20 protein-coding genes are annotated in these 22,495 nt (G+C 70.0%); 9 read left to right on the forward strand and 11 right to left on the reverse strand.

Annotated elements, in window-relative coordinates:
• Nucleotides 1-92: 92 nt before the first annotated feature.
• Nucleotides 93-1,559 (forward strand): CCA tRNA nucleotidyltransferase, encoded by a 1,467-nt coding sequence (locus tag IE271_RS19570; RefSeq protein ID WP_190191650.1) that lies wholly within the window; start codon nucleotides 93-95, stop codon nucleotides 1,557-1,559.
• 130 nt (nucleotides 1,560-1,689) lie between these two features.
• Here IE271_RS19570 and IE271_RS19575 read toward each other — a convergent pair whose 3' ends face one another.
• From IE271_RS19575 to IE271_RS19590, 4 genes are all read right to left on the reverse strand, one after another.
• The gene (locus IE271_RS19575; protein ID WP_190191651.1) at nucleotides 1,690-2,220 is read right to left on the reverse strand and encodes an LppU/SCO3897 family protein; all 531 of its coding nucleotides are present in this window, start codon (nucleotides 2,218-2,220) and stop codon (nucleotides 1,690-1,692) included.
• A gap of 144 nt (nucleotides 2,221-2,364) precedes the next feature.
• Complete coding sequence (locus IE271_RS19580) at nucleotides 2,365-3,630, reverse strand: MFS transporter (RefSeq protein ID WP_190191652.1); 1,266 nt, start codon at nucleotides 3,628-3,630, stop codon at nucleotides 2,365-2,367.
• A 79-nt stretch (nucleotides 3,631-3,709) separates the two neighbouring features.
• Nucleotides 3,710-4,792 (reverse strand): inositol-3-phosphate synthase, encoded by a 1,083-nt coding sequence (locus IE271_RS19585; protein ID WP_190191653.1) that lies wholly within the window; start codon nucleotides 4,790-4,792, stop codon nucleotides 3,710-3,712.
• A gap of 49 nt (nucleotides 4,793-4,841) precedes the next feature.
• Nucleotides 4,842-5,519, reverse strand: a complete 678-nt coding sequence (locus tag IE271_RS19590) for a PadR family transcriptional regulator (protein WP_190191654.1) — start codon at nucleotides 5,517-5,519, stop codon at nucleotides 4,842-4,844.
• A gap of 374 nt (nucleotides 5,520-5,893) precedes the next feature.
• On the opposite strand from IE271_RS19590, the gene IE271_RS19595 reads away from it, so the two are divergent.
• Nucleotides 5,894-8,500, forward strand: coding sequence for a transglycosylase domain-containing protein (locus IE271_RS19595; RefSeq protein WP_190191655.1), 2,607 nt, complete (start codon nucleotides 5,894-5,896; stop codon nucleotides 8,498-8,500).
• A gap of 88 nt (nucleotides 8,501-8,588) precedes the next feature.
• Complete coding sequence (locus IE271_RS19600) at nucleotides 8,589-10,103, forward strand: glycosyltransferase family 87 protein (protein ID WP_190191656.1); 1,515 nt, start codon at nucleotides 8,589-8,591, stop codon at nucleotides 10,101-10,103.
• A 101-nt stretch (nucleotides 10,104-10,204) separates the two neighbouring features.
• On the opposite strand, the gene IE271_RS19605 is transcribed toward IE271_RS19600, so the two are convergent.
• The 3 genes from IE271_RS19605 to IE271_RS19615 form a co-directional block, all read right to left on the reverse strand.
• Nucleotides 10,205-11,236: an alanine racemase gene (locus tag IE271_RS19605; protein ID WP_190191657.1), complete on the reverse strand. Its 1,032-nt coding sequence runs from the start codon at nucleotides 11,234-11,236 to the stop codon at nucleotides 10,205-10,207.
• A 60-nt stretch (nucleotides 11,237-11,296) separates the two neighbouring features.
• Nucleotides 11,297-12,418: a peptidoglycan bridge formation glycyltransferase FemX gene (gene femX, locus IE271_RS19610; RefSeq protein ID WP_190191658.1), complete on the reverse strand. Its 1,122-nt coding sequence runs from the start codon at nucleotides 12,416-12,418 to the stop codon at nucleotides 11,297-11,299.
• 253 nt (nucleotides 12,419-12,671) lie between these two features.
• Complete coding sequence (locus IE271_RS19615) at nucleotides 12,672-12,986, reverse strand: hypothetical protein (protein WP_190191659.1); 315 nt, start codon at nucleotides 12,984-12,986, stop codon at nucleotides 12,672-12,674.
• Between the two features lie 316 nt (nucleotides 12,987-13,302).
• On the opposite strand from IE271_RS19615, the gene rpsF reads away from it, so the two are divergent.
• The 4 genes from rpsF (at nucleotide 13,303) to rplI (ending at nucleotide 15,003) form a co-directional block, all read left to right on the forward strand.
• Entirely contained in the window at nucleotides 13,303-13,593 is a 291-nt protein-coding gene (gene rpsF / locus IE271_RS19620; RefSeq protein WP_004950685.1) for a 30S ribosomal protein S6, read from the forward strand.
• 76 nt (nucleotides 13,594-13,669) lie between these two features.
• Nucleotides 13,670-14,257, forward strand: coding sequence for a single-stranded DNA-binding protein (locus IE271_RS19625; RefSeq protein WP_190191660.1), 588 nt, complete (start codon nucleotides 13,670-13,672; stop codon nucleotides 14,255-14,257).
• Nucleotides 14,258-14,301: 44 nt separating this feature from the next.
• The gene (rpsR, locus tag IE271_RS19630) at nucleotides 14,302-14,538 is read left to right on the forward strand and encodes a 30S ribosomal protein S18 (protein ID WP_003949403.1); all 237 of its coding nucleotides are present in this window, start codon (nucleotides 14,302-14,304) and stop codon (nucleotides 14,536-14,538) included.
• A gap of 18 nt (nucleotides 14,539-14,556) precedes the next feature.
• The gene (gene rplI / locus IE271_RS19635) at nucleotides 14,557-15,003 is read left to right on the forward strand and encodes a 50S ribosomal protein L9 (protein ID WP_190191661.1); all 447 of its coding nucleotides are present in this window, start codon (nucleotides 14,557-14,559) and stop codon (nucleotides 15,001-15,003) included.
• Between the two features lie 311 nt (nucleotides 15,004-15,314).
• On the opposite strand, the gene IE271_RS19640 is transcribed toward rplI, so the two are convergent.
• Nucleotides 15,315-16,652 carry an MATE family efflux transporter gene (locus tag IE271_RS19640; RefSeq protein WP_190191662.1) on the reverse strand — a complete coding sequence of 446 codons (1,338 nt, stop codon included), beginning with the start codon at nucleotides 16,650-16,652 and terminating at the stop codon, nucleotides 15,315-15,317.
• A gap of 458 nt (nucleotides 16,653-17,110) precedes the next feature.
• On the opposite strand from IE271_RS19640, the gene dnaB reads away from it, so the two are divergent.
• Nucleotides 17,111-18,583, forward strand: a complete 1,473-nt coding sequence (gene dnaB / locus IE271_RS19645) for a replicative DNA helicase (protein ID WP_190191663.1) — start codon at nucleotides 17,111-17,113, stop codon at nucleotides 18,581-18,583.
• Nucleotides 18,584-18,736: 153 nt separating this feature from the next.
• Nucleotides 18,737-20,128 carry a serine hydrolase domain-containing protein gene (locus IE271_RS19650; protein ID WP_190191664.1) on the forward strand — a complete coding sequence of 464 codons (1,392 nt, stop codon included), beginning with the start codon at nucleotides 18,737-18,739 and terminating at the stop codon, nucleotides 20,126-20,128.
• Nucleotides 20,129-20,163: 35 nt separating this feature from the next.
• On the opposite strand, the gene IE271_RS19655 is transcribed toward IE271_RS19650, so the two are convergent.
• From IE271_RS19655 to IE271_RS19665, 3 genes are all read right to left on the reverse strand, one after another.
• Nucleotides 20,164-20,616: a GNAT family N-acetyltransferase gene (locus IE271_RS19655; protein WP_190191665.1), complete on the reverse strand. Its 453-nt coding sequence runs from the start codon at nucleotides 20,614-20,616 to the stop codon at nucleotides 20,164-20,166.
• Between the two features lie 9 nt (nucleotides 20,617-20,625).
• Nucleotides 20,626-21,093, reverse strand: a complete 468-nt coding sequence (locus tag IE271_RS19660; protein ID WP_190191666.1) for a MarR family winged helix-turn-helix transcriptional regulator — start codon at nucleotides 21,091-21,093, stop codon at nucleotides 20,626-20,628.
• A 271-nt stretch (nucleotides 21,094-21,364) separates the two neighbouring features.
• Nucleotides 21,365-22,231: a GNAT family N-acetyltransferase gene (locus IE271_RS19665; RefSeq protein WP_190191667.1), complete on the reverse strand. Its 867-nt coding sequence runs from the start codon at nucleotides 22,229-22,231 to the stop codon at nucleotides 21,365-21,367.
• Nucleotides 22,232-22,495: the final 264 nt, after the last annotated feature.

Raw genomic sequence — 22,495 nt, forward strand, 5'->3', positions numbered from 1 at the left:
TGAGGTGTCCTGTATATACACGTATTGAGGGAGGCGCCCCGGCCGGGAATGCGGGCGCGGGCGGTCGGCCCGGCCACGTACCCTCTTCTGTTGTGCCGAACGCCAACGAAGACAATCCCAGTGCACTGAGCCAGGTGCAGCGCCGCGCGGTGAGCGAACTGCTGCGGGTGTCCCCCGTAGCCGACGACCTCGCCCGTCGTTTCCAGGACGCGGGATTCTCCCTCGCCCTGGTCGGCGGCTCGGTCCGGGACGCGCTGCTGGGCCGGCTCGGCAACGACCTGGACTTCACGACCGACGCCCGCCCCGAGGACGTACTGAAGATCGTGCGGCCCTGGGCGGACGCCGTGTGGGAGGTCGGGATCGCCTTCGGCACCGTCGGGGCCCAGAAGGAGGCCCGCGTCGGCGACACGGTCCAGCGCTTCCAGATCGAGGTGACGACGTACCGCTCCGAGGCGTACGACCGGACCTCGCGCAAGCCCGAGGTCTCCTACGGCGACTCCATCGAGGAGGACCTCGTACGCCGTGACTTCACTGTGAACGCGATGGCGGTGGCCCTGCCGGAGAAGGAGTTCGTCGACCCGCACGGCGGGCTGGACGACCTGGCGGCGCGCGTGCTGCGCACCCCCGGCACCCCGGAGGCGTCCTTCTCCGACGACCCGCTGCGGATGATGAGGGCCGCGCGTTTCGCCGCGCAGCTCGACTTCGAGGTGGCCCCCGAGGTCCGCGCCGCGATGGCGGAGATGGCCGGGCGCATCGAGATCGTCTCGGCGGAGCGGGTGCGGGACGAGCTGAACAAGCTGATCCTCTCCGCCCACCCCCGCGAGGGGCTGACGCTGCTCGTCGAGAGCGGCCTCGCCGAGTACGTCCTGCCGGAGCTGCCGGCGCTGCGCCTGGAACGCGACGAGCACCACCGGCACAAGGACGTCTACGACCACACGCTGATCGTGCTGGAGCAGGCGATCGCGCTGGAGGAGGACGGCCCCGACCTCACCCTTCGGCTGGCGGCCCTGCTGCACGACATCGGCAAACCGCGCACGCGCCGCTTCGAGAAGGACGGACGGGTCTCCTTCCACCACCACGAGGTGGTGGGCGCGAAGATGACCAAGAAGCGGATGACGGCGCTGAAGTACTCCAACGACCTGGTGAAGGACGTCTCGCGACTGGTCGAGCTCCATCTGCGCTTCCACGGGTACGGCACGGGCGAATGGACGGACTCCGCGGTGCGCCGCTACGTGCGCGACGCCGGCCCCCTCCTGACGCGTCTGCACAAGCTGACCCGTTCGGACTGCACGACGCGGAACAAGCGCAAGGCCGCCGCGCTCTCCCACGCGTACGACGGGCTGGAGGATCGGATCGCCCAGCTCCAGGAGCAGGAGGAGCTCGACGCGATCCGCCCCGATCTCGACGGCAACCAGATCATGGAGATCCTCGGCGTTGCTCCGGGGCCGGCCGTCGGCAAGGCGTACAAGCATCTGTTGGAGCTGCGCCTGGAGAACGGCCCGATGGAGTACGACGAGGCGGTGTCCGCGCTCAAGGAGTGGTGGGCAGAGCAGAACTGACCGCCTTATGCGCCACCAGGGGGTCATGTTTCACGTGAAACATGACCCCCTCAGTGATGCGGGGCGCGGCAGCGGAGAGGCCGGTGTTTCACGTGAAACACCGGCCTCTCCGCTGTGGGCCTTCCGTCGATCAGACTTCCTTCAGGCAGAGCACCACATCGTGGTTGTTGCCCGTCTGGTAGTAGGCGATCGTGGCGTCCTTGACGGACTCGCACTTGCTGTCGTCGCTGGTGTTCTCGAACTTCTCGACGACCTTGTACTCGGCGTCGCCCGAGGAGCAGTCGACCGTCTTCAGATCGGGGCTGACCTGCGTTCCCTCGTTGTGCATGCAGCTGCCGACCGCGGTGGTCTCCGCGTCGCTCTGGCCGAGGTACCACTTGCCGAGGGCGATCACGATGGCGATGACGATGAACCCGACGACGCGCAGCACCTTCTTGCTCACGCGCCGCCCCGGCGCCGGCGGCGGAACCGGCGCGCCGGGACCACCCTGCTGGAACGGCGGGTACGGCTGCGTCGGCGCGCCGGGCTGGCTCGGGATGCCCGGCTGGCCCGCCTGAGGCGGCACGCCCGGCTGGCCGGGCTGCTGCGCGGCGTAGGGGTTCTGCCCCTGAGGCGAGAACGGGTTCTGGCCCTGGGGTGCCTGAGGCGGCGGAGTGGTCACTGGGGTCCCCCTTGAAAACGGTGGTGCGTGACGCGTCGAGAACGGTGATGCGTGACGCGATGGCGCGTATAAGACCCACGTAAGTTATCGGCCAACACTGACAACTCGCCTGTCCGAAAGGACTCTGTGTCATTGATGTGACACTTAGGGCCGGGCAAACCGCGCCATAGTGGCAGCAACCGCCGCGTAGACGAAGGTCACCGTGACTACCAGAGCCGCCGAGCGGCCGTCCGGGGGCAGCATGAGGGCGGCGACACCGGAGGCGCCGACGAAGGCGACGTTGAAGAGCACGTCGTACACCGAGAAGATCCGGCCACGGAAACCGTCGTCGACCGAGGACTGCACCAGGGTGTCCGTCGCGATCTTCGATCCCTGGGTGGCCACGCCCAGGAAGAAGGCCAGGAGCAGGACCGGCACCACGGCGAACGTCAGACCGAGCAGGGGCACCAGGACCGCGGCAGCCGCCGAGCAGACCACGATCCAGCCACCGGGCCGCAGCCGGACGGCCGCCGCGGGAGTGATCACGGCCGCCACGAAGAAGCCGGCGCCGGAGAGCCCCACGGCCAGTCCCAGCAGAGCGAGGCCGTCGCCGTCCGAGCCCGACGACCAGGCGTACCGGCACAGCATCAGCACCGTGACGGTCAGCGCGCCGTAGCAGAAGCGCATCAGCGTCATCGAGGCCAGCGCCCAGGCGGCCTGCCGCCGCGGCGGCTCGGTCAGATGGCGCACGCCCGCGCCCAGTCCGCGGACCGTCCCGGCCACCGTGTCCCACAGCCGCGGACGGTCCGCGGCCCGGTCGGGGCCGAGCAGGCCCGGGGCCATGCGCAGCGCCGCCAGGGCGGCGCACAGATAGAGGACGGCGCCGAGCAGGACGACCGCGGCGTCGGTGTCCGCGACGACGATCCGCACGGCGAAGGCGAGGCCGCCGCCCACCGTCACGGCGAGCGTGCCGGCCGTGGGCGACAACGAGTTGGCCATGACGAGGCGGTCCGCGTCGACGACCCGGGGCAGCGCGGCCGAGAGCCCGGCCAGGACGAAGCGGTTGACGGCGGTGACGCAGAGCGCGGAGACGTAGAAGAGCCAGTCCGGGACGTCGGCCAGCATCAGCACGGCGGTCAGGCCGGCGAGGAGCGTCCGCAGCAGACTGCCGTGTACGAAGACCTGACGGCGCCGCCAGCGGTCCAGCAGGACGCCGGCGAAGGGGCCGACGAGGGAGTACGGCAGCAGCAGGACGGCCATGGCGGAGGCGATCGCGGCCGCCGAGGTCTGCTTCTCCGGGGAGAAGACGACGTACGTGGCGAGTGCGGTCTGGTAGACGCCGTCGGCACCCTGGGAGAGCAGGCGGACGGCGAGCAGCCGCCGGAAGTTCCCGAAGCGCAGCAGGACCCGCAGGTCACGTACGACAGCCATGGGGCACAGCCTCACATACGGCGAGGTCCCCGGGTGACCCACCCGGGGACCTCGCCGATCACGCGTGGAGGGAGCGGCCTCAGCGCTCGACCTCGCCCTTGATGAACTTCTCGACGTTCTCGCGGGCCTGGTCGTCGAAGTACTGAACCGGCGGGGACTTCATGAAGTAGCTCGACGCCGACAGGATGGGGCCGCCGATGCCGCGGTCCTTGGCGATCTTCGCGGCGCGCAGCGCGTCGATGATGACGCCCGCGGAGTTCGGGGAGTCCCAGACCTCGAGCTTGTACTCCAGGTTCAGCGGGACGTCGCCGAAGGCGCGGCCCTCGAGGCGGACGTAGGCCCACTTGCGGTCGTCGAGCCAGGCGACGTAGTCGGACGGGCCGATGTGGACGTTGTTCTCGCCGAGGTCCCGGTCGGGGATCTGCGAGGTGACGGCCTGGGTCTTGGAGATCTTCTTGGACTCCAGGCGCTCGCGCTCGAGCATGTTCTTGAAGTCCATGTTGCCGCCGACGTTCAGCTGCATCGTGCGGTCCAGGACGACGCCGCGGTCCTCGAACAGCTTCGCCAGGACGCGGTGCGTGATGGTGGCGCCGACCTGCGACTTGATGTCGTCGCCGACGATCGGGACGCCCGCCTCGGTGAACTTGTCCGCCCACTCCTTGGTGCCGGCGATGAAGACCGGAAGGGCGTTGACGAACGCGACCTTGGCGTCGATGGCGCACTGCGCGTAGAACTTCGCCGCGTCCTCGGAGCCCACCGGCAGGTAGCAGACGAGCACGTCGACCTGCTTGTCCTTGAGGACCTGGACGACGTCGACCGGCTCCTCGGCCGACTCCTCGATGGTCTGGCGGTAGTACTTGCCGAGGCCGTCGAGGGTGTGGCCGCGCTGGACGGTCACACCGGAGCTGGGCACGTCGCAGATCTTGATGGTGTTGTTCTCGCTGGCGCCGATGGCGTCGGCGAGGTCCAGGCCCACCTTCTTGGCGTCCACGTCGAAGGCTGCCACGAACTCGATGTCGCGGACGTGGTAGTCGCCGAACTGGACGTGCATCAGACCCGGGACCTTGGCGGCCGGGTCGGCGTCCTTGTAGTACTCGACGCCCTGGACCAGCGAGGCGGCGCAGTTGCCCACGCCGACGATGGCTACGCGAACCGAACCCATTCCGGTTGCTCCCTGTGTGTTCTCGACGAGGTCCTGCCGACGCAGGACCTCAGGTGGCGGTGTCGTCGGACGGATCCGGACCCGAGTCGTCCCGGTTCCGGGGCAGGCCGTCCGTCTTCCCAGTGGTGCTGTCCTGCTGAGCGGATCCGCCGGCGGGACGCAGGTCCCGTCCGGCCCGCTCGCTCTCGATGAGCTCGTTCAGCCAGCGCACTTCGCGCTCCACGGACTCCATTCCGTGTCGCTGGAGCTCAAGGGTGTAGTCGTCCAGACGCTCCCGGGTGCGGGCCAGGGAGGCGCGCATTTTCTCCAGGCGCTCCTCCAGACGGCTCCGGCGCCCCTCCAGCACGCGCATGCGTACATCGCGCGACGTCTGCCCGAAGAAGGCGAAGCGGGCGGCGAACGTCTCGTCCTCGTACGCGTCGGGGCCGGTCTGCGAGAGCAGGTCCTCGAAGTGCTCCTTACCTTCCGCCGTCAGCCGATAGACGATCTTGGCCCGGCGGCCGGTGAGGGGCGCCGCGGGGGCGTCCCCGGACGCACCGCCCGACTCCTCGATCAACCAGCCGTTTGCGACCAGCGTCTTGAGGCAGGGGTAGAGCGTCCCGTAGCTGAAGGCGCGGAACACACCCAGTGAGGTATTGAGCCGTTTGCGCAGCTCGTAGCCGTGCATGGGGGACTCGCGGAGCAGGCCGAGTACGGCGAACTCGAGGATCCCGGATCGCCGGCTCATCGTCGCCTCCTCTCTGCCGCGGACGTGCCGTGACGGTCTTTATGTCGCGCTGATGTATCGACTCGATACATCTCGACGATAGAACGGCCCTCCAAGTGCGACAAGAGGGGGAATCGTGAGCGGCGTCACATCAGTGATTCGTAGGATGCGAGTTGCCTGTTTTGAGGCGAAGTTCGGCGCTCGGCGGGTTTTGGCGGTGCGTAGTCTGTGCGCCATGCACACCACCGGGAACCGAGTGACGGCCGGGGGCGTCCTCGCCCTCGGTGCAGTACGGGTGAATGCCGCATGGGCCGCATCCGTATGTCGGGGGGACCGGAAACCAGCCGCCGTTTCCAGGCGCGCAAGGGTGCGCCTGCCCGAGGAGTAATCGTTCGATGAGCGAGCACCGTCGCAAACCGCCGCAGCCGCAGGGAGGCGGACGTGCCGCGGCCCGACGCGGTCAGCCCGGTCCGTCCTCCGGCCGCCGTGCGGCACCGCGAGGCGCCACCGGGTCTCCCTCCGACTCCTATGGAGCGGGGGGTGAGGAGCGCCCGTACGGTGGCCGTGCCGAGGCCCGGCGGGCGGCGCAGAGAAGTGGTGGAGGCCGCCGCAGAGCCGCCGAGGCGGCCGGCCGCCGAGGCCGCGCCGCCGCGGGGCCTCCGTCGAAACGCTTCCTCGACTACCCGCGCGCGGGCAAGTACGGGTGGCAGCGCTGGGTCCCGTCCTGGAGGCTCGTCTCCGGTCTGTGCATCTTCCTCTTCGGCAGCATGGTCGCCGCGGTCGGGATCGGCTACGCGATGGTCGGCATCCCCAGCGAGAACGACGCCGCCAAGTCGCAGAACAATGTGTACTACTGGGCCGACAAGACCCAGATGGCCGCCGTCGGTACCGGGCAGAACCGCCAGAACGTCAGTTTCGACCAGATCCCCAAGGCCATGCAGTGGGCGGTGATCTCGGCCGAGAACAAGAGCTTCTACGAGGACTCCGGCGTCGACCCCATGGGTATCGCCCGGGCGCTGGCCAACATGGCTCGCGGCGGTGACACGCAGGGTGGCTCGACGATCACGCAGCAGTTCGTCAAGAACACCTACCTGAGCCAGGAACAGACCCTCTCCCGGAAGTTCAAGGAGATGTTCATCTCGATAAAGGTGGGCACGAGGCTCTCCAAGGAGGAGATCCTCCAGGGCTACCTGAACACGTCGTACTACGGCCGCGGCGCGTACGGCATCCAGGCCGCCGCGCAGACCTACTACGGCAAGGACGCGGTGGAGCTCACCGACAGCGAGTGCGCCTTCCTGGCCGCTCTGCTCAAGGGCCCGACGTACTACGACCCCGCGGACAATTCGAGCATCGACCCCGCGGCCACCGCCGAGGCCAACACCAAGCGCTCGAAGGAGCGCTGGAGCTGGATCCTCGGCGAGATGCACAAGGACGGGCACCTCTCGGACGCCGACTACCAGAAGGCCGCCGAGAAGTACCCCATGCCCCAGGGGCTCAAGGCGACCAAGGGCATGAGCGGCCAGATCAGCTACCTGGTCGACACGGCCAAGAAGTACGTGCTGAACCACTCGGACATCCCGCAGGCCCAGTTCGACCAGGGCGGCTACCAGATCTACACGACCTTCGAGAAGGACAAAGTCGAAGCGCTGACCGAGGCGGTTCAGAAGATCGAGAAGGAGAACATCGATCCGAAGAAGCGCGAACGCGACAAGTACGTCCAGTTCGGCGCCGCCTCGGTGAAGCCCAACGACGGCGCGATCGTGGCGCTGTACGGCGGTGCCGGGTACGAGAACGACCACTTCAACAACAACGCCGACACCTCGGGCGTGCCCGTCGGTTCGACGTGGAAGCCGTTCGTGCTCGCCGCGGCGATGGAGTACGGGACGTACGCGAGTGACGGCGTGGGGATCTCCCCGCAGAGCAAGTACAACGGCAACGACCACTTGAAGATCAGGAACAACGACGGCAGCTACGTCCTGAAGAAGGACAACTCGGTGTTCTTCCAGGAGAACGAGAGCGACCATCCCTGGGGCTACATCACCCTGCACAAGGCGATGGAGCAGTCCGTCAACACCCCGTTCGTGCAGCTCGGCATGGACGTGGGGATGAAGAACGTCCGCGACGTGGCCGAGAAGTCCGGCATCCTGGACGCCAGCTTCGCCACGCTCAACCCGTCGTTCGCGCTGGGCACGTCGACTCCCAGCGCGATCCGCATGGCCGACGCGTACGCGACCTTCGCGGCCTCCGGCAAGCAGGCCGACCCGTACTCGGTGGTCTCGGTGAAGCACGACGGGCAGGACGAGCCCGGCTTCACCAAGCCGAAGGTCACCCAGGCGATGCCCGAGAAGGTCGCGAACAACGTCACGAAGGTCCTCGAGAACGTCATCGAGAACGGTACGGCGCAGAAGGCCAAGGCGCTGGGCCGGGCGGCGGCCGGCAAGACCGGTACCACCGACAGCAACAAGTCCGCCTGGTTCGTCGGCTACACCCAGCAGCTCTCGACCTCCGTCGCCATGTTCCGCGAGAACCCCAGGAACCACCAGCTGCTCTCCATGAACGGCACGGCGGGCGTGGAGTCCATCCACGGTGGTGACATCCCGACGGCGGTGTGGACCGAGTACATGAAGGCCGCGCTGAAGGGTGAGGAGGACCCCGGCTTCCCCGAGGCCGGAGAGATCGGCGAGGTCCTGGACGGGGTCGGTGCTCCGTCTCCGACGCCGTCGGTCACCGAGGAGGAGCCCAGCGAGACGCCGAGCGAGACGCCGAGCGAGGACGAGGCCGAGCCCAGCGAGTCCCCCTCGCCGCCCGCGCCGTCGCCCAGCGACAGCTGCCGTCCCTTCGAGTGGAACTGCGACGACGGCGACGAGGAGGGCGGCGGAGGCGGCAACGGCTCCGGCGGCGGGACCGACGGCGGTGCCAGCTCCAGCCCGTCGGCGACCGAGAGCAGCGGAAACAGCAGAGGCAACGGCAACGGCGGGCTCTTCGAAGGGTCGGACGGATAGCCACCGCCGGGCGTTTCACGTGAAACGAGGGCCGCCGCACCCACCGGGTGCGGCGGCCCTCGGTGTATTCCCGGGCTCGTACGGCAGGATGTGCGGCATGCCCAGTGCAGAGACGACGCGCACGAGCGAGCGCGAGCCGGAGCCGGTGCGGCCGACCAGGGAGGACCCGGTCGCGGCGGCCGGCAGTGAGCTGATCGGCGGCCCCCTCGGGCGGCGGGTGCTGTTCGGGACGTCCACCTGGACGCCCGTACGCGTCATCGCGCTCGTCGCGATCGGCATGTTCGCCCTCGGCATGGTCCAGAAGCTGCCGTGCTACGACGGGGCCTGGTTCTTCGGGGCCAGCTCCCAGTACACCCACGCGTGCTACTCGGACATCCCGCACCTCTACCAGGGCCGCGGCTTCGCCGAGGGGCTCGTGCCGTACTTCGACCGGCTCCCCGGCGACATGGAGTACCTCGAGTACCCGGTGCTCACCGGCGTCTTCATGGAGGCCGCCTCCTGGCTGACCCCCGGCAGCGGCTCCATCCAGGACCAGGAGCAGATCTACTGGATGGTCAACGCCGGAATGCTGATGGTGTGCGCGGCGGTCATCGCCGTCTGCGTGACGCGCACCCACCGGCGGCGCCCCTGGGACGGTCTGCTGGTCGCCCTGGCGCCCGCCTTCGCCCTGACCGCCACCATCAACTGGGACCTCCTGGCGGTCGCTCTGACGGCCGCCGCGATGCTGATGTGGTCCCGGGGCCGCGCGCTAGCCTTCGGCGTCCTGCTGGGGCTCGCCACGGCCGCCAAGCTGTACCCCGTCCTGCTGCTGGGGCCGCTGTTCGTCCTGTGCTGGCGTGCGGGCAGGTGGCGGGAGTACGGGACGGCCCTGGCGGGCGCGGCCGTCGCCTGGCTGGTGGTGAACCTGCCGGTGATGTACTTCGCCTTCGACGGCTGGTCGAAGTTCTACACGTTCAGCCAGGAGCGGGGCGTGGACTTCGGGTCCTTCTGGCTGCTCCTCGCCCAGCGCTCGGACGACCCGCCGACCACCGAGACCGTCAACACGCTCGCCACGGTCCTGATGCTCCTCGCGTGCGTCGGGATCGCGGCGCTCTGTCTGACCGCCCCCCGACGGCCCCGCTTCGCCCAGCTCGCGTTCCTGATCGTCGCCGCCTTCATCCTCACCAACAAGGTCTACTCGCCGCAGTACGTACTGTGGCTGGTCCCGCTCGCCGTGCTGGCCCGGCCCAAGTGGCGGGACTTCCTGATCTGGCAGGTGTGCGAGGTCGTGTACTTCCTCGGGATCTGGATGTACCTCGCGTACACGACCAGCGGCGACGCCCACAAGGGACTGCCCACCGAGGGCTACCAGCTCGCCATCGCCGTTCATCTGCTCGGGACGCTGTACCTGTGCGCCGTGGTCGTCCGCGACATCCTCATGCCGGAGCGGGACGTGGTGCGCCGGTCGGGCGACGACGACCCCTCCGGCGGGGTGCTGGACGGCGCGCCGGACGCCTTCGCGCTCGGTGTGGCCGCCCGCCCGCCGCGGCACGGCGAGCCCCTGGGCGGGCCGCCGGTGGAGTGGGGCGGCCAGGGCGCGTCCACGGAGGACCGGACGCCCTGAGAGACCCTCCGCGGCGCCGCGGCGCCGCGGAGGGGGAAAACCCATGCGAAAGGCCGTGCACGGCGTCCGTGCACGGCCTTTCGCGCGTGTGCGTACGGGAGTCAGCGCTCCACGACGCGGTCGAACTGCGTGGTGGTGTGCCGCAGGTGGGCCACCAGCTCCTCGCCGACCTTCGGCTCCGGGGAGTCCGACGGCACGAAGAGGATCGACACCTGCATGTGCGGGGGTTCCGCGAACCAGCGCTGCTTGCCCGCCCAGACGAACGGCGACAGGTTCCGGTTGACCGTGGCCAGGCCGGCCCGGGCGACGCCCTTGGCGCGCGGCATGACGCCGTGCAGGGCCTTCGGGGCCTCCAGACCCACCCCGTGCGACGTGCCGCCCGCCACGACGACCAGGTAGCCGTCCGAGGCCGCCTTCTGCTGCCGGTAGCCGAAGCGGTCGCCCTTCGCCACACGCGTGACGTCCAGGACGGCCCCGCGGTACTCGGTGGCCTCGTGGTCGCCCAGCCACAGCCGCGTCCCGATGCGGGCCCGGAAGCGGGTCTGCGGGAACTGCTGCTGGAGCCGGGCGAGCTCCTCGGCCTTGAGGTGGCTGACGAACATGGTGTGCAGCGGCAGCCGGGCCGCGCGCAGCCGGTCCATCCAGCCGATGACCTCCTCGACGGCGTCCGAGCCGTCGGTGCGGTCCAGCGGCAGGTGGATCGCGAAGCCCTCCAGGCGCACGTTCTCTATGGCGGCGTGGAGCTGGGGCAGGTCCTGCTCACTCACCCCGTGCCGCTTCATGGAGGACATGACCTCGATGACGACACGGGCGCCCACCAGGCCGTACACGCCGTCCACCGAGGACACGGAGCGGATGACGCGGTCCGGCAGCGGCACGGGCTCCTCGCCCCGCCGGAACGGCGTCAGGACCAGCAGGTCACCGCCGAACCAGTCCTTGATCCGGGCTGCCTCGTACGTCGTGCCGACGGCCAGGACGTCCGCGCCGAGGCGGGTGGCCTCGTCGGCCAGCCGCTCGTGCCCGAAGCCGTAGCCGTTGCCCTTGCAGACCGGGACGAGCCCGGGGAACTGCTCCTGTACGTGCTTGTGGTGTGCCCGCCAGCGCGCGGTGTCGACGTAGAGCGTGAGCGCCATGGCCGGTCCCGGAACCTTTCGTATCGGCGGTGAGTCAGAATATGGAACGGAAAGCCCAGGTCAGCGACGCGACATATAGATGTCGAGCGCCTTGTGGAGCAGCTTGTTGAGCGGGAAGTCCCACTCGCCGAGGTACTCGGCCGCCTGCCCGCCCGTGCCGACCTTGAACTGGATCAGACCGAAGAGGTGGTCGGTCTCGTCCAGCGAGTCGGAGATGCCGCGCAGGTCGTACACGGTGGCGCCGAGCGCGTAGGCGTCGCGCAGCATCCGCCACTGCATGGCGTTCGAGGGCCGCACCTCGCGGCCGATGTTGTCGGAGGCGCCGTAGGAGTACCAGACGTGACCGCCGACGACCAGCATCGTCGCGGCGGACAGGTTCACGCCGTTGTGCCGGGCGAAGTACAGCCGCATGCGGTTGGGGTCCTCGGTGTTGAGGGCCGTCCACATGCGCTGGAAGTACGACAGCGGGCGGGGCCGGAAGTGGTCGCGGACGGCCGTGATCTCGTACAGCCGCTGCCACTCCTCCAGGTCCTGGTAGCCGCCCTGGACGACCTCGACGCCGGCCTTCTCGGCCTTCTTGATGTTGCGCCGCCACAGCTGGTTGAAGTTCTTGTGGACCTCTTCCAGGGAGCGGTTGGCCAGCGGCACCTGGAAGACGTAGCGGGGCTGCACGTCGCCGAAGCCGGCGCCGCCGTCCTCACCCTGCTGCCAGCCCATGCGGCGCAGCTTGTCGGCGACCTCGAAGGCGCGCGGCTCGATGAAGTCCGCCTCGATGTCGCGCAGGCGCTTCACGTCCGGGTCCTGGATGCCCTTCTTGATGGACGTGGACTCCCAGCGCCGGATGATCACCGGCGGGCCCATCTTCACGGAGAAGGCGCCCTGCTGCTTCAGGTGCGCGAGCATCGGGTCGAGCCAGTCGGTCAGGTTCGGGGCGAACCAGTTGATGACCGGTCCCTCGGGCAGGTAGGCGAGATAGCGCTTGATCTTCGGCAGCTGCCGGTACAGCACGAGCCCCGCGCCGACCATCTCGCCGGTCCGGTCGTCGAACCAGCCGAGGTTCTCGGAACGCCATTCGGCCTTGACGTCTGCCCAGGCGGGAACCTGCATGTGGCTCGCCGCGGGCAGACTCTGGATGTACGCCAGATGCTGCTCTCGGCTGATGGTCCTCAGGGTCAGACTCATGTCGGGGCGCTCCTCGGGCTGGTGTGTCCCCATGGGTACAGGGGCTCCGGCTCTCGCGCGAAGCCTACTGCGCCCTGCGAGCGCCCCGACTGGCCGCACGGAACCTGTTCTCCCGCCGGTACGCGGCGGGGACCTCCCGGAGCCCGTCCGGGCCGCCCGGCAGAGGTGCCGGCCGACGGTCCGGACGGCCGTCCGAGGAACGGTACGGGGAGGTGGGGAGCGTACCGGGGGCTCGTCCGCCCCGGCCCGGGGATCAGCCGATGACGCCGCCGAAGGGACCGCCGTGCGCCATGCCGAGCAGGAGGCCGACGCCGGCGGCGCCGAGGCCGACGACCATCCCGAAGCGCTCGCGCGTCGTCACGGAGACGAACTGGCCGGTGGCGCCGGTGAAGATGCCGATCAGGCCCGCCCACGAGCTCAGAAGGTGCAGGTGGGCGAAGAAACCCGTGACGAACGCGGTGAGGCCGAGCACGACCGTCACGGCGAGGAGCGTGTCCTGGAGGGGGTGGGGCTTGTGGTCCGTCGCGAGCAGGGAGCCGTTGACGATGGGCCGCACTGTCTGTGCCATGAGGCACCTCCTGCGAAAGGCGGCGCATCGTAGCGCCGCACACAGCCGATGTGTCCAGACTGACGCCGGTCGCCGCCGGATTTCAACCGGAAGCAGGTGTGCGGGTACTCTGTACCGTCTGCACCGGTGTCTGCCCTGACCAGGGCCGGACCGCGACAGGTGGCTCCCGGGACCCCCGGAGGTCCACAGGGAACCCCGACGGGGATCCCGGTCGCGGGCCCGATTGTCAGTGGCGGCCGATACCGTTGCGTACGCATCACAACCCTCCTGCCACGGAACGACCGTGGCCGCCGAGTCCAAAGGAGGTGGGTTCCACATGCGTCACTACGAGGTGATGGTCATCCTCGACCCCGATCTCGAGGAGCGTGCTGTCTCCCCGCTGATCGAGAACTTCCTCTCCGTCGTCCGCGAGGGCAACGGAAAGGTCGAGAAGGTCGACACCTGGGGCCGTCGTCGTCTCGCGTACGAGATCAAGAAGAAGCCCGAGGGCATCTACTCGGTCATCGACCTGCAGGCCGAGCCTGCGGTCGTCAAGGAGCTCGACCGCCAGATGAACCTGAACGAGTCGGTCCTCCGGACCAAGGTCCTCCGTCCCGAGACCCACTGAGCCCCTCCGCTCAGCAGGTCCCGGGTCTCGAGTAGCAGCACAAGCAGCCAGCAGCAAACCCGCCGAGAGGTACCCCATGGCAGGCGAGACCGTCATCACGGTCGTCGGCAATCTTGTCGACGACCCCGAGCTGCGCTTCACCCCTTCCGGTGCGGCGGTCGCGAAGTTCCGCGTCGCGTCCACGCCCCGCACCTTCGACCGTCAGACCAATGAGTGGAAGGACGGCGAGAGCCTCTTCCTGACCTGCTCGGTCTGGCGCCAGGCGGCGGAGAACGTCGCCGAGTCGCTTCAGCGAGGCATGCGCGTCATCGTGCAGGGCCGGCTGAAGCAGCGGTCCTACGAGGACCGTGAGGGCGTCAAGCGCACGGTCTACGAACTGGACGTGGACGAAGTCGGCGCCAGCCTGCGCAACGCCACGGCCAAGGTCACCAAGACCACCGGCCGCGGTGGCCAGGGCGGCTACGGCGGCGGCGGTGGCGGCGGCCAGCAGGGCGGCGGCTGGGGCGGCGGCCCCGGTGGCGGCCAGCAGGGCGGCGGCGCTCCCGCCGACGACCCCTGGGCGACCGGCGCTCCCGCCGGCGGCAACCAGGGCGGCGGCGGTGGCGGCGGCTGGGGCGGCGGCTCCGGCGGTGGCGGCGGCTACTCGGACGAGCCCCCCTTCTAGGAACGGGCTCGCACCCCACTTCTTGATCACACAGGAGAAACACCATGGCGAAGCCGCCTGTGCGCAAGCCGAAGAAGAAGGTCTGCGCTTTCTGCAAGGACAAGGTCACGTACGTGGACTACAAGGACACGAACATGCTGCGGAAGTTCATTTCCGACCGCGGCAAGATCCGTGCCCGCCGCGTGACCGGCAACTGCACGCAGCACCAGCGTGACGTCGCCACGGCCGTCAAGAACAGCCGTGAGATGGCGCTGCTGCCCTACACCTCCACCGCGCGATAAGGGAAGGGTGACCGACTCATGAAGATCATCCTCACCCACGAGGTCTCCGGCCTCGGTGCCGCGGGCGACGTCGTCGACGTCAAGGACGGTTACGCTCGCAACTACCTGATCCCGCGGAACTTCGCGATCCGCTGGACCAAGGGCGGCGAGAAGGACGTCGAGCAGATCCGCCGTGCTCGCAAGATCCACGAGATCGCGACCATCGAGCAGGCCAACGAGATCAAGGCCAAGCTCGAGGGCGTCAAGGTCCGCCTGGCCGTCCGCTCCGGCGACGCCGGTCGTCTCTTCGGTTCCGTCACCCCGGCCGACATCGCTTCGGCGATCAAGGCCTCCGGTGGCCCCGAGGTCGACAAGCGCCGCATCGAGCTGGGCTCGCCGATCAAGACGCTGGGCGCCCACGAGACGTCCGTGCGTCTGCACCCCGAGGTTGCCGCCAAGGTCAACATCGAGGTCGTCGCGGCCTGAGTGCCGTACTCGGCGGAGCTGAGTGATCAGCGCAGCTGAGAGAAGGGCCGTGCCTTCGGGCACGGCCCTTCTCGCTGTCTCCGAAAGCCGTGGCCCAGTCCTGCGCGCGGGCGCCCGCGGACACGTTCGCCGCCCGCACCGCTTCGCGGCGTTCCACGTGAAACGGCGCGGACCGACGACCGGTGCGTGAAGCCGACGGCGTCGCGACGGGATCAGCGCGTGGAGATCGCGGCGATGCGGCGGGACCGGCACGTGAAGCCGGTGGCGATGCGGCGGGGCCGCCGCGTGAAGTCGTCGGCGGCGCGGCGGGGTCAGCGCGTGGCGCCCGTGACGACCCAGCGGCCCGAGCGCGAGCGCAGCCACAGCGTCAGCATGCGTACGAGCATCATCAGGGCCATCGCTCCCCACAGGGCCGTGAGGCCCCCGCCCAGCCGCGGTACGAGCAGGGCCGCGGGGACGAAGACCGCCAGCGTCACCACCATCGCCCGGGCCAGGTACGGCCCGTCCCCCGCGCCCATCAGCACGCCGTCCAGGACGTAGACGATGCCGCAGACGGGCTGCGCGAGGGCGACCAGGACGAGGGCGGGCAGAGCGGCGTCCTTCACCAGCGGGTCACCGGTGAAGAGGGGCAGGAACAGCGGTCGGGAGGCGACCACCAGCAGGCCGAGCACCGCGCCGACGGCGATCCCCCACTGCACCATGCGGCGGCAGACGTCGCGTGCCCCTTCGGCGTCCCCGGCGCCGAGGTAGCGGCCGATGATGGCCTGCCCGGCGATCGCGATGGCGTCCAGGGCGAAGGCGAGGAGACTCCACAGCGACAGGACGATCTGGTGGGCGGCGATGTCCGCGTCGCCGAGGCGCGCGGCGACGGCGGTGGCGATCATCAGAATCGCCCGCAGCGAGAGCGTCCGCACCAGCAGAGGGACGCCGGCCCGGGCGGAGGCGCGGATGCCGGCGGCGTCGGGGCGCAGCGAGGCGCCGTGGGCGCGGGCGCCGCGGACCACCACGAACAGATAGGCGGCGGCCATGCCGCACTGGGCGAGGACGGTGCCCCAGGCGGAACCGGCGATGCCGAGCCCGGCCCCGTAGACGAGGACGGCGTTGAGCACGGCGTTGGCGACGAAGCCGGCGACGGCGACGTAGAGCGGGGTCCGGGTGTCCTGCAGTCCGCGCAGCACACCGGTGGCGGCGAGCACCACGAGCATGGCGGGGATGCCGAGCGCCGAGATCCTCAGGTATGTGATCGCGTGGGGCGCGGCGGTCCCGGAGGCGCCGAAGAGGTCCACCAAGCCCGGCGCCGTCGGCAGGACGACGGCGATCACCGCGGCGCCGAGGAGCAGTGCGAGCCAGATGCCGTCCATGCCCTGCCGGATGGCGGCGGGCAGATCACCGGCGCCGACGCGCCGGGCGACGGCGGCCGTGGTGGCGTACGCGAGGAAGACGAAGACGCTCACGGCCGTCGTGAGGAGGGCGGAGGCGACGCCGAGTCCGGCGAGCTGGGCGGTGCCCAGGTGGCCGACGATGGCGCTGTCGGCCATCACGAAGAGCGGCTCGGCGACGAGCGCACCGAACGCCGGGACGGCCAGCGCGACGATCTCCCGGTCGTGCCGGCGCCGGACGGTTCTGTGCGCCTCGGAAGCCTGTGTCATGCGCGCCAATCTAATCTTCCACAGGTAAGAGATGCAAGCCGCCTTCGATCCTTACGGGTGGTGTCGCTGCACGCACTGTCGCGCACCCTTCGTGACAATCTTGGTCCGACCGGGGAAGTTTTTCTTCTGCACAGCCGGTGGATGCCAAAACCGCTGTTCAGAGGGTATGTGGAAAAGCGCAGGCGGGCTTGTTCACAGGGCTGTCCACCGGGTCGTGCACAGGTTTCGCCGAGTTCTCCACAGCATCGGGGCCGTCGTCCACAGAGCCTGTGGATAACCAGATTGGCTGACGCCCTCCGCGGGCCTACCGTGGTCCGGCGCCCGCTCCGTCCCGCGGTTCCGGAACCTCGTGCGTCCGACGCGCCAGAACCGGAGCCGGGCCCTCGTTTTGTCAGTGCCGTGCCGTAAGAAAGAGGGGCACGGCGAGGTCCGTGTGCCGGACGTGAGGAGGTGGCCCGGTGAGTATCTCCGAGCCCTTGGACGATCCGTGGGCCGACAGCGGTCCCAGCGATCGACTGCCCACCTCCCGCCGAAGGGACGGCGGCCGCGGCCGGGACGAGCAGCACGACCGGGGCCGCGACGGCGGCGCCTGGGACGGCGGCTCCTCCTTCGAGCGCGTACCGCCGCAGGACCTGGACGCCGAGCAGTCCGTCCTCGGCGGCATGCTGCTCTCCAAGGACGCCATCGCGGACGTCGTCGAGGTGATCAAGGGCCACGACTTCTACCGGCCCGCACACGAGACGATCTTCACCGCCATCCTCGACCTGTACGCCAAGGGCGAGCCCGCCGACCCGATCACGGTCGCCGCCGAGCTGACCAAGCGCGGCGAGATCACCAAGGTCGGCGGGGCGCCGTATCTGCACACGCTCGTCCAGACGGTGCCGACGGCGGCCAACGCCGAGTACTACGCGGAGATCGTCCACGAGCGCGCGGTGCTGCGCCGTCTGGTCGAGGCCGGCACGCGCATCACCCAGATGGGATACGCGGCCGACGGCGACGTGGACGAGATCGTCAACAGCGCCCAGGCCGAGATCTACGCCGTCACGGAGCAGCGCACCAGCGAGGACTACCTGCCGCTCGGCGACATCATGGAGGGCGCGCTCGACGAGATCGAGGCCATCGGCTCGCGCAGCGGCGAGATGACGGGCGTCCCGACGGGCTTCACGGACTTCGACTCGCTGACCAACGGACTGCACCCGGGCCAGATGATCGTCATCGCGGCCCGCCCCGCCATGGGCAAGTCGACGCTGGCGCTGGACTTCGCCCGGGCCGCGTCGATCAAGCACAATCTCCCCAGCGTCATCTTCTCCCTGGAGATGGGGCGCAATGAGATCGCGATGCGCCTGCTGTCCGCCGAGGCCCGCGTCGCGCTGCACCACATGCGGTCCGGCACGATGACGGACGAGGACTGGACGCGGCTCGCGCGCCGGATGCCCGAGGTCTCGGCGGCGCCGCTCTACATCGACGACTCCCCGAACCTGTCGATGATGGAGATCCGCGCGAAGTGCCGCCGCCTGAAGCAGCGCAACGACATCAAGCTGATCATCATCGACTATCTGCAGCTGATGCAGTCCGGCGGCTCCAAGCGCGCCGAGAGCCGGCAGCAGGAGGTCTCGGACATGTCCCGGAATCTGAAGCTGCTCGCCAAGGAGCTGGAGGTCCCGGTCATCGCGCTCTCGCAGCTGAACCGCGGCCCCGAGCAGCGCACGGACAAGAAGCCGATGGTGTCCGACCTGCGTGAGTCGGGATCGATCGAGCAGGACGCGGACATGGTGATCCTGCTGCATCGCGAGGACGCGTACGAGAAGGAGTCGCCGCGCGCGGGCGAGGCGGACATCATCGTGGGCAAGCACCGCAACGGGCCCACGGCGACGATCACCGTCGCCTTCCAGGGCCACTACTCGCGCTTCGTGGACATGGCGCAGACGTGAGGCCCGGCGGCGCCCGGTGGACGGCGGGGCGGCCCCACGGCTGAGGAGGGCCGCCGCCACGACGCCGGAGCGACCCCGTCAAGGCGCCGGAGCGCGTCCGGCGCCCGGCGAAATGCGCTCGACGCCCGCGGTCCGACCAGGTGGACTGGGGGCATGACGACACCTGATCAGGAAGAGCTGCTCCCGGCCACGCGCCGCGCCCTGCTGCACCGCGTCGCCGTCGCCCAGACCGAGGGGCGCGCGCCGTCCCTCGTGGCCGCGGTCGTACGCGGCGGCGGCACGGTGTGGACCGGGGCGCGCAGCGCGGTGGCGGGACACGAGCCGGACGAGGACGTGCAGTACCGGATCGGCTCGATCACCAAGACCTTCACCGCCGTCCTCGTGCTGCGGCTGCGTGACGAGGGCCTGCTGGACCTCGGCGACCCGCTGGAGAAGCACCTGCCGGGCACCGGCGCGGGGGAGGCGACGATCGCCGAACTGCTCGCGCACACCGGCGGATTGGCGGCCGAGTCGCCCGCCCCCTGGTGGGAGCGCACACCGGGATCGCTGCGGCCCGAACTCGCCGACGTCCTGGGCGAGCGGCCGTTCCGGCACCCCGTGGGGCGCCGGCACCACTACTCGAACCCCGGTTACACCCTGCTGGGTGCCCTGGTCGAGAAGTTGCGCGGCGCGCCCTGGGAGGAGGTGCTGCGCGCGGAGGTGCTGGAGCCGCTGGGTCTGGGCCGCACGAGCGCGCAGCCGCGGGCACCTCATGCGGGGGGCTGGGCGGTGCACCCCTGGGCGGACGTGCTGCTGCCGGAGCCGGTGGAGGACCTCGGCCGCATGGCGCCGGCCGGGCAGCTCTGGTCCACCGCCCGCGACCTGGCGCGCTTCGCCGTCTTCCTGGCCGGGGGAGACGAGCGGGTGCTGAGCGCGGAGTCCGTCCGGGAGATGCGGACGCCCGCCGCTCCGGGCGAGGCCGCGGACGTGGCGGCCGGTTCCGCGTACGGGCTCGGCATGCAGATCCAGAGCCGGGACGGCCGGCTCCTCGTGGGGCACTCCGGATCGCTGCCGGGCTTCCTCGCGAACCTCAGCATCAGTGTGGAGGACGACGTGGCGGCCGTCGTCCTCGCCAACTGCACCTCCGGACCGCTGACGTCCGCCGTCGCGGCCGACCTGGTGCGCATCGTCGCCGAGGCCGAGCCGCGGATCCCCGAGCCGTGGAGGCCGCTGCCCGAGGTGGACGCCGAGGTGCTGGCGCTGGCCGGGCCCTGGTACTGGGGCACGCACCCGTTCGCCCTGCGGCTGACGGACGGCGGGGGCGTCGCGCTGGAGCCGCTGTCCGGCAACGGCCGCCGCTCGCGCTTCCGGGCGAACGGCGACGGCACCTGGACCGGTCTGGAGGGCTACTACGCGGGAGAGCCGCTGCGGCCCGTACGGCGGCCCGACGGGTCCGTCAGCCACCTCGACCTCGGTTCGTTCGTCTTCACGCGCGAGCCGTACGAGGAAGGGGCTTCCGTACCGGGCGGAGTGGACCCCGAGGGGTGGCGAGGACTGCCCGGGTGATCGGTACGGGCGATGAGGCGGGTCCAACGGGCTTTTCAGAGCTGGAGCTTGAAGCCCACGTGCGAGGCCGTGAACCCGAGCCGCTCGTAGAACCGGTGGGCGTCGGTGCGCGTGGCGTCCGAGGTGAGCTGCACCAGCCGGCAGCCCTCGCGCCGTGAGGTGTCGACGGCCCACTCGACGAGCCGGGTGCCCAGACCGCTGCCGCGTTCGTCCGCGTGGACGCGTACGGCCTCGATGATCGAGCGGACGGCTCCGCGGCGGGAGAGGCCGGGCACGATCGTGAGCTGGAGCGTGCCGATGACGCGTCCCTCACGCACGGCCACGACCAGACGCTGGTTCGGATCACCCGACAGCCGCTCCAGGGCGGCGTAGTAGGGACTCAGATCGTCCGGTGACTCCCGCTGCGCGCCCAGTGGATCGTCTGCCAGCATCGCCACGACGGCCGGTACGTCGCCCGCGACGGCGGGGCGTATCTCAAGATCTCCCATGCCCGCACTCTAGGCGGAACCGGCCGTCGAGCCCCCGGACTCCACGACGCGCACCAGAGGAGCGAGCTGCGGGTCCTTCGCCGCCTCGGCCAGCACTTCGCGCAGGGCGGTGTCGTTGGTGGGGCGCGCCGCCTCCAGCAGGGCGAGACCCTCCTCGCTGACGTTCGTATAGATGCCGCGGCGGTCGGTCGGGCACAGGTAGCGGGACAGCAGCCCGCGATCCTCCAGACGGGTCACCAGTCGCGTGGTGGCGCTCTGGCTGAGGACGACGGCCTCGGCGACCTGCTTCATCTGCAGATGCCCGCCCTCGCCGTCGTGCTGCCGGCTGAGCACGTCGAGCAGCGAGTACTCGCGCACACTGAGACCGTGACGGGTCTGCAGGGCCCGTTCGATGTGGGCCTCGATCCTCCCGTGCAGCAGGGAGAGGGCGCACCAGCCCTGGGCGAGGGCGGTGAGCGACGGGTCCGTCGCGGTCATGGCCTTTCCTCCGTTCCTGCGTCCCGAAAGGACGCGTTCCAGGGTAGACCAACGTCGCAATAGTGAGCCTTTGCCGGTATGAGGCGCGTGCAAATATTTTGGTCGGGCAGAGCGATCGGCGTCGGCGGCGCTTCCGGTCAGAGGCGCCCTCCGTCCCTGATCGTGACGGCCGCCCTGGCGCGGTCGTCCCGCTCCGTGCATGCGTCTGCCCCCGGGGAATCCCGCGATCAGGGGTCCTCGGGGGCGGACGCGCGTACCGTCCCGGAAGGGCTCAGCCCGCCGCCACCGTCAGCGGGGCGAAACGGCGGGTCCAGTCGCCGGGCAGCTCCGCGATGCCGTACGTCATGACGGCATTGGAGCCGGCGGAGGCGAGGCCGCGCTTCTTCAGCCAGGCCAGCAACTCCTCGTGCCGTACGTCGACGTCGGTGCGGAGCGGCCGGTCGGAGTACTCGGCCAGCGAGGTGACGAGGGCCTTCGCGGTCTCGGTGTCCCGGGCGATCAGGGGGCCGACGACATGGGTGTCCATGTTGGGCCAGATCGCCGCGTACCCGATGAGGGAGCCGTTCTCCTCGGCGACGTGCAGCCGGTCGGTGAAGGCGGGCAGCCGCGCGATCACGTGCGTGCGGTCGGCGCCGAACACCTGCTCGTCGAGGCGCACGATGGCGGCGATGTCGTCGGCGGCGGCCCGCCGGGTCGCGATCGCGGGCGCCGGGCCGCCGGGGCGGAAGCGGCCGCGCACCATCTCCGCCCGTCCGGTGGCCTTGAAACCCAGCTCTTCGTAGAGAGGGCGGCCGTAGGCGGTGGCGTAGAGCGTCAGCGGGGTGGTGCCCATCTCGGCGAGGACGTGACGCATCAGACGGCGGCCGACGCCCTGCCGGGCGTGGCGTTCGGCGACGAGGACCATGCCGATCGCACCCAGCTCGGGCCGCTCACGGGCACCGTATTCGGTCACGACGCAGGCGCTGACGAGACCGCCGTCCGGATCGTCGATGCCGTACCCCGTGCCGGCCGCCAGCAGCAGACCCCACTTGTGCTCCTCACGGGGCCAGCCCCGGTTCTCGGACAAGTCGGCGCAGGCGGGAAGGTCGCGAGGCGTCAGACGGCGGATGGGCAGGAAGGCGGGGGAAGGAGTCTGCACGCAGGTCAGGCTGTCCGACACGTGGCCTCGGCGTCCACCGGTTTGCGGGCATACGTACGCGGCTTTTGGCCACGTCACACCGGATCGCGTGGTCCAGGAGCCGCAACTGTCACCGAAGAGGGACGGGCGTACGGGTGGTGATGTTTCACGTGAAACAGTTCTTTGCGGACGAGATCCCCCGCGCCCGGCAGAGGGAACTGCCCGGCGCGGTGACGGTGTCCCTCTCTGTCCCTCACCACCGATGGTGATCGGTGTCCCGCGGAT

The organism is Streptomyces minutiscleroticus (assembly GCF_014650875.1).
Taxonomy (GTDB): Bacteria; Actinomycetota; Actinomycetes; order Streptomycetales; family Streptomycetaceae; genus Streptomyces; species Streptomyces minutiscleroticus.